The 7,070-nt window shown below is 64.0% G+C and carries 7 protein-coding genes; 4 read left to right on the top strand and 3 right to left on the bottom strand.

Annotated features, from left to right (window positions below):
* Nucleotides 1–296: 296 nt before the first annotated feature.
* Nucleotides 297–941: a MerR family transcriptional regulator gene (locus QOL99_RS13595; RefSeq protein ID WP_285524601.1), complete on the bottom strand. Its 645-nt coding sequence runs from the start codon at nt 939–941 to the stop codon at nt 297–299.
* Nucleotides 942–1,103: 162 nt separating this feature from the next.
* Nucleotides 1,104–2,447, bottom strand: a complete 1,344-nt coding sequence (locus QOL99_RS13590) for a replication initiator protein A (protein ID WP_285524599.1) — start codon at nt 2,445–2,447, stop codon at nt 1,104–1,106.
* Nucleotides 2,448–2,897: 450 nt separating this feature from the next.
* Here QOL99_RS13590 and QOL99_RS13585 point away from each other — a divergent pair, with 450 nt between their 5' ends.
* Both QOL99_RS13585 and QOL99_RS13580 read left to right on the top strand, forming a co-directional pair.
* Nucleotides 2,898–3,659, top strand: a complete 762-nt coding sequence (locus tag QOL99_RS13585) for a ParA family protein (protein ID WP_285524598.1) — start codon at nt 2,898–2,900, stop codon at nt 3,657–3,659.
* Nucleotides 3,656–4,543 (top strand): ParB/RepB/Spo0J family partition protein, encoded by an 888-nt coding sequence (locus QOL99_RS13580; RefSeq protein ID WP_285524596.1) that lies wholly within the window; start codon nt 3,656–3,658, stop codon nt 4,541–4,543. Before QOL99_RS13585 ends, QOL99_RS13580 begins: the two co-directional genes overlap by 4 nt.
* 287 nt (nt 4,544–4,830) lie before the next feature.
* On the opposite strand, the gene QOL99_RS13575 is transcribed toward QOL99_RS13580, so the two are convergent.
* Entirely contained in the window at nt 4,831–5,343 is a 513-nt protein-coding gene (locus tag QOL99_RS13575) for a hypothetical protein (protein WP_285524594.1), read from the bottom strand.
* 139 nt (nt 5,344–5,482) lie between these two features.
* Between QOL99_RS13575 and QOL99_RS13570 the strand changes: the two genes are divergently transcribed.
* Nucleotides 5,483–6,094 (top strand): hypothetical protein, encoded by a 612-nt coding sequence (locus QOL99_RS13570; protein WP_285524592.1) that lies wholly within the window; start codon nt 5,483–5,485, stop codon nt 6,092–6,094.
* 424 nt (nt 6,095–6,518) lie between these two features.
* Nucleotides 6,519–7,070, top strand: a 552-nt coding sequence (locus tag QOL99_RS13565; RefSeq protein ID WP_285524590.1) for a tyrosine-type recombinase/integrase, incomplete at its 3' end; no start/stop codon positions are given.

Genomic DNA, 7,070 nt, shown 5'->3' with positions numbered 1-7,070 from the left:
CGGGGCGCTTGAGGGTGCAGGTCAGTCATGGCGGGTCTCCAGGCAGGGAGTGAGGCGTCCACCGCCACACAGTCAGGCGGTGATTGAGAGCGCTGCAGACGGTGTTCGTCCGTACGAAGATAATACATGAACAACTTTAGTTGTCAACAATTCAGACGGTCGTCGTCCCCGTCTGCCTGATCTTCTCTCGCCACTGTGTCAACCCATGACGCTCAGTCCTGCTCCCCCTGCACGTCACGCAGCGTCGCGCCGAGTTCCCCCAGCAGGGCGCGCCACTCCGGTNCAACCCATGACGCTCAGTCCTGCTCCCCCTGCACGTCACGCAGCGTCGCGCCGAGTTCCCCCAGCAGGGCGCGCCACTCCGGTTCCGTTTCCGGCCACTCGAAGTCCTGGCCAATCTGCAGTTCCAGATCAGGGCGCACCACCACGCGGGTCGTCTGGCTCACCTTCTTCTGGGAACCCGGCACGAAATCCGGAAGTGCGGCGGGGACCGGTGCGGGTGCGCTGAGTCTGGAGACCCGTGCGGGTCTTGAGACGCCCATGACGGAGAGCTGGCGCAGGTAGCGCAGCGCCTCGTTGTCATCGTCACTGACTGGCCCAACGTCCGCAGCCACGATGCCTTCCAGGGCCAGCTGCTCCAGACCGGCCTCATCCTGCCCAACCAGAGCCGCGGTCAACGCCCTGCCGCTCAGTCCGTCGGCCATCAGGCGGCGCAGGGCCAGCAGAGCCACGAGGTGGAGCCGGCCATACCGGGCGTCCCGCCCTTCCCGCCGCGGAGCCGGCAGCAGCCCCTGGGTGGTGTAGTGACGCACCAGCCGGGGATTGACCTCATCCTTGGGCCGCAAGGCCCGGTCTGCGGGTAGCAGGCGGGCAAGCCAGAGGTTGGCTTCTTCCACCAGTGCCTCGATGCCCCCGGACCAGTCGGCCTGAACGTCAATCACGGCCCCAACGTAGCAAACACCATGACAGGTGGCGTTGTCATGGTCCTCTCCCCTCCCCCGGTTCTGTCCTTTGGACCAAGCTTGAGCGTATGGGAGAGACTGCTTGGGAGGTACCTCATCACAACGGACTTCCGGAGTGCTTGGCAACTACTCTCGACGACTTCATTGGCTGGCGGCTTGTCTCAACTCCACTATGAATTGCTCCCGTTGTCCTGCGGCCACGGCCGCGATCCCGGCTCTCAGCACCTCTGCCGGCGCGACCTGACTATTCTGAACCTGAAAACGCAGCAGGTCGTAGTCGGCAGCTTTCAACAGCTTCTTGTAATGAAGGTCGAGTCTGCGAATCAGGCGTTCCGCCGCACGTTCGGGCGACAGACCGGCAAAATCTTCCTCGAGACTCGGCTCGGTCAGCAGAGGTTCCATGACCTCACGCTGCGCCTTGACCGCTGACGTAGCGGGCGCGGCAGGATACGGGTAATCGTCCGGGTGCTGGATCAGGTGCATGAGAGCGGCCGCCTTGGTTTTGCGCACCACCAGAACACCGGAGGTCAACAGGGCCGTGAAGCGCGTCACCGTATCTGAAAGAAACGCTTCACCGTGTTCCCGGACCAGCTTGCGGACCATGCCGTCTGCGACTCCGTACTCGCGAAATTTTCGCATCAAGGCTGGGTCGACCTGGGTGAAGTCCCGGGCGAATTCGTACCGGACCGTCTGGTCTTTGCCCCGTCCAGTCAGCACGACCTCCGCCAGGTAGCCCCGCTTGATCAGCTCCTGGTGGGGCGCACTCAACGCCCGGATCACGCGCCACGCCTGACCATCACTGGGGATCTTGCACTGATCCCCCCAGGACAGCACAGGGAAGGTCAAGGTGTCTACCTGACGCTCCGGGTCCTCCGGGTTGATCCGGGCGGCGTCCAAGACCCGGTACAGGACCCGGGTCCGTGGCCGGGAGAGCGAGGACATGAATTCCGAATCGAGCGGCTTCACGTAGCCGCTGCGAATGCTGGCGACGACATCGTCGGCCAGACGAACGATGATCATGGAGCGCTCGTCGAAGTGGCCTGTTGCATCGAGCGTGGTGAAGTTGAGCGATTCGATGAAATGGAACTTGGCGTGTGTCCAGCGGCGATTGGGATGGTCGCGCCAACCACCGGAAACGGTGTAGTTCGCTTGATGAAGCCGCTCCAGACACTGACGCAGCAGACCGAGATATTTGCCGGACTTATGCCAGCCACATAACTTCAGCAGGGCGGTAGCAGCCACCATAATGCGGCCGTCCTCAGGCATACCCTCGTCGATGTACAGGTTGATCAGAGCCGCACTTACGTCGCTATCCAGCCCATGTGGAACGGCATATTTCACACCCGCTTCGCAGCTGATCCGCACAATACGGCCGCCCAGCTCGTAGGTCACATTCCACTCCTGCATCTCAACCTGGTCGAGTGCCACGATCAGGTTGAGGCGGGAGAGGTTCAGGTCATCGTGGTGGCGAGGCAGGATCTTCAAGGGCTTGATGATGATTCTACCGTTACTGATTGAAAAAAGAAGAAAAGAAATGAATGAATGTCATCATCAGAGCATCAGGGCGTAGAACGTGCAGGACGGGAAAAACTCCGACGATGCAACCAGTGTGTCACCGGAGATGCAACCAGTATGTCACCGTGTATACCGGAAAACGCAACCAGTGTGTCACCGGAGCATACTTTTTTGCAACGGGTGTGTCACCCAGGTGCAACCAGTGTGTCACCGGAGATGCAACAGGTGTGTCACTCGGCTCTGGCTCAAAACCACCAGTGTGTCACCGGGTGAACCCAGCCAATTCAACGGGTGTGTCACCGGGGGTCGCAGGGAAAACAACAGGTGTGTCACCGAGGCTGGCGGGAAAACAACGGGTGTGTCACTGGGACAATTTGTCCCTTCGCTTTCTCGCGTTTCTCCAGGCGGTATCGTGCACGCGTGATCACCGCCACGATCTTCAACCATGCGGGCGGCGCCGGGAAGACCAGCCTGACGCGTGACGTCGGCTACGAGCTGAGTCAGGCCGGACACCGCGTCCTTCTGATCGACCTCGACCCACAGGCCAACCTCAGCAGCTGGCTCGGTGTGCGGCGGGTGCAGCTTTCCAGCACGGTGTACTCCCTGGCGACCGAGGGTGCTCCCCTCCCTCAGCCGGTGGAGGTGCATGGCATGCACGTGGTGCCCTCCCAAGTGGATCTGGCCCTGGCTGAAACCGGAATGCTCGGCGTTCCCGGCTCTCAACTCTTCCTCCGGCAGGCGCTGGAAGCGGTCCGGATGCATTACGATGTCGTCCTGATCGACAGTCCCCCCAGCCTTGGACAGCTGGCCATCCTGGGCGCAGCGGCGGCAGACTGCCTGATTGTTCCCATCCCCGTGCGTACCAAGGGCCTGGATGCGCTGCCTGGTCTTCACAAGGCGACCAGTCTGTACCGTCGTCTTCGTCCTGATCTCACGGTGGCGTTATATGTTCCCACGCTATATGACGTCCGGCGCTCACATGATCGGGAGGTTCTGGAGGACCTGCGCCGGCATCTTTCCCCCTTAGCCGAACCGATTCCGGAACGCGCTGCTGTCTGGCTGGACTCGAGTATGGCCGGGCAGCCTGTCGGCGTATACGCGCCGGGATCACCCGTCCATCAGGACGTGCAGCGTGTCACACGTGAGGTGGCGAGCGTCCTGGGTCTGGCGGTGCCCGCGTGACCCGCAAACGCCCTCCCCGCCGCGAAGGCTTGGACGAACTCCTCGGACAGACGGCTGACCTGGTCAAAGCGCCTGTAGTGGAGCAGACATTGCCAGTGGACAGACTCCGGTCCGGTACGGCTCAACCTCGCCGTGCCTTCGACAATGCGGGCCTGGAGAGTCTTGCGGCCAGCATCCGTGCCCAGGGTGTCCTTCAGCCCCTGCTGGTGCGCCCTGTGCAGGGGGGCCATGAGATTGTCGCGGGGGAACGTCGCTGGCGCGCAGCGCAGCTTGCAGGCTTGGCAGAGGTGCCGGTTATTATCCGTCACCTCGACGACCAGCAAGCCCGGGTAGCAGCCCTGCTGGAAAATCTGCAGCGCGAGGACCTCAACACGGTGGACGAGGTTGATGCCAAGCTTGACTTGGTGGCGTCTGTCCTCCGCCTTCCACGTGAGGATGCTCGCGCACGCCTGATGCAACTGCTCCGGGAGGAACCAGGCCAGGATCACGCGACACTGGAAGCAGTCTTTACGGCACTGGGCGAAACGTGGCAGTCATTCACGAAGAACAAACTGCGCATCCTGAAATGGCCGTCCGTGGTGTTGGAAGCAGTTCGGGCAGGTCTGCCATTTACTCTTGGTCGGATTATTGTTGGTGCTCCCGAGGAGCATCACGCTGCCCTCGTGGCACTTGCTCAGGGTGGTGCCACCCGTCGGGAAATCCAGAAGGAGATCAGGCGACTGGGTCGAAGCCACGAAGAAGCGCCCATGCCAGACGCCCTTCAGGTTGCTCGCGTATTGGGGAGTGCCCGTTTTCTGAACAACCTTCAGCCAGCAGCCAGAAAAGCAGTCGACCGCTGGTTGGCGAAGATGCCTGACGCAGTCCGTGAAGCCCTGAGCGACTGATCTGTTCGTACATGTACGAACGTTACCCATTCGGGTAATTTTTGCTTTGCTGTGCAACCTCTGATGGCAGTCGCCAGAAGAAATGGCGAATCTTCGAAGATGGGTTAGGCCCGGGTACCGTCTCATGTCTCAGCCAGTGGGTGTTGGGTGTGCGGATGATGGAGGGAGTAGCCCGGCCGGACGCGTTAGGGTCCGCATTCAAGTCCAAATGACTTATGTGCGGTGGCTCCGGGTCGGAGGCCATCTCCGTCTCGGCGGCGCTTGTGAGACCGGGAGCGTGCGGCGTCTCAGCGGTAAAGCCGGAACGCGACCCGGCGGGCGTTGGTGTACTCGCCGTAGGAATTGACGCAGGACAGGGTGAAGCGGCCCACTGCCGCCTTGACTTCTGCGCCGTCGGCCTGACCACAACGCTCCTCAAGGCGGCGCAGGGCGGCCTCCGAGACGGTGGTCCCCGCTGCAAAGGTCATGGCTCTGGACAGCAGCGGCGTGAGGTAGGACCCCGGGTAGAGGAGGCCGTCCTGGGCTCCCGACTCGAAGCCCACCGACATCACCACGTTGTTCACCCGGATCACCGACAGGGTGGGCCCGGCTTCCGGGATCGCGCCCGGCCGTGTGGGGTGCTCCGGGGCGAGCGTGTACCGGAAATCGACCACGCCAGCGCCCAGCGGCTCGCGGGAACTGAGACTGCACCGGTACTGACGGCAGAAACTGCTCTCGAAGAACGAACCTGTGGTCCCCAGCAGTGGCGCGGCACTCGCGGCGGAACTCAGGGACAGCAGCAGCAGGGCAATAGGCTTCATGACGGTTCTTACCCTACAAGACGAACGCACGCGTGCTCGACGCACATTCGCTACGTTCGGCCCGGTTCACCTCACGGAAAGGAGCGACGGTCGAAGTCCCCTGACGGTTCTTTCAGAGGCATGCGGCTACAAGGGGTGTATGTCCAGCCCCGCCACGCCGAACAGCTCCAAGCCTCCCCGCAACAAGTGGAAGACGGTGGGGCTCGTCGTATTGGGCCTGTTCGTCCTGAGCCTGGTCCTGACGTACTGGGTCGGCTTCCTGCTGCTGCTCGCTGCCGTGGCGTTGGGGATCGCCTTCACGCCTCAGGGAATGGGCAGGCGGCCCCGATTGCTCGAGATGGGGGTCATCTTGCTGGTCGGCAGCCTCTGGGGATTCAACAGCACGCGCCAGCAGTTGCGGGCCGAAGAACGCGCGCGGGTCGCCCAGCAGCAGCGCGAGGACGCCGCGGCCGCGCTGGAACGTGCGGCCGAGGAGCGGCGCGCCGAGGCCGAGCGAAGACGGATCGATGCCGAGTTGGATGCCGAGGACGCTGCCGGAGCGTCCTCCGGGTACACGTCACGGTCCACCTTCGAGACGGCGTGCATGAACCTGGTTCGGCAGCACACGGACGGGGAAGTGACGTCCGCACGCTCGACCGAGTTGGACGGGGCCTATGCGGCGGGCGTTCAGGTGGATGGGGGCGCAGAGAAGTATGGCTGCGCGATGGACGCGGACACGGACGAGATCATTCTGATCAATCAGCCACGCTGAAGCGAATGCCCGAGGGAGACAGGCCTGGGGTGTCGCTCCCGGTTGGCTGCTGGGTCAGGCCGACCTGCGGCTCCTCTGGCCTGTCCACGCTCATGACGACTCGCAGACGGAGTGGCGAGGACACCGTGCATCCCGTGGTGTGGAAGGGGCAGATGGTGGGGGACCGGAGTCTGGCCACTGCCGTGGATCCGGTGACAGGCGAGCAGCAGCGCAAGCCGCTCAGCTACCGTACGGTGGGCGAGCCCGAGCGGGTGCTGTTGCCGGTGATCCGCTCCCTGCCTCAGGGACAGGGCGAGGCCCGTCCCAGGACGGCCCGCCCTCCCGCGCTCCCACCGGGGGCCCCCCCGGCTCCCTGCACGCCCTGCTGCTGCGCTGGGTGGACTCCAAAGCGCGCGATGTCCGGCCATCCACCTGGCGGGGCTACGTGCAGTCCCTGGAGCATGTTCTGCTCGGCCTGGGGACCCGGCCCCTGGGACAGCTCACGGTCCTGGACATAGAAGACCTGGTCGGCCACCTCCAGACGGAGTCCGGTCCGCGCCTGGCGGGGCGGGTCCTGCATGTGCTCCGGATGGCGCTGCAGCAGGCGGTGCGCTGGCAACTCGTCCCCGGCAACGTCGCGCAGCACGTTCGCAAGCCGCGCGTGCTGCGGCCGGAACTGACGGTCTGGACCCCCGAGCAGGCCGCGCACTTCCTGGAGGCTGCCCGGGGGCACCGGCTCCACCCGCTGTTCGCCCTCGCGCTGCACACCGGGATGCGCCGCGGCGAGCTGCTCGCCCTGCAGTGGGGCGACGTGGACCTGGACGCCCAGGAACTCACGGTGCGGCATAACCTGGTAAAAAACAGTGCAGGTCAGGACGTCGTGGGCGAACCCAAGACCGAGGCGGGAAGGCGCAGGGTCGCGCTCGCCCAGGACATCGTGGCGCTGTTGGGCGCGCACCACCGGCGCGAACACCGGGGGCGCCGGGCCCCGCGCCCG

It is taken from the genome of Deinococcus rhizophilus (assembly GCF_030271215.1).
Lineage (GTDB): Bacteria > Deinococcota > Deinococci > Deinococcales > Deinococcaceae > Deinococcus > Deinococcus rhizophilus.
The sequence above is the reverse complement of the archived record's forward strand: the minus strand, read 5'-3'. Positions and strand labels throughout refer to the sequence as shown.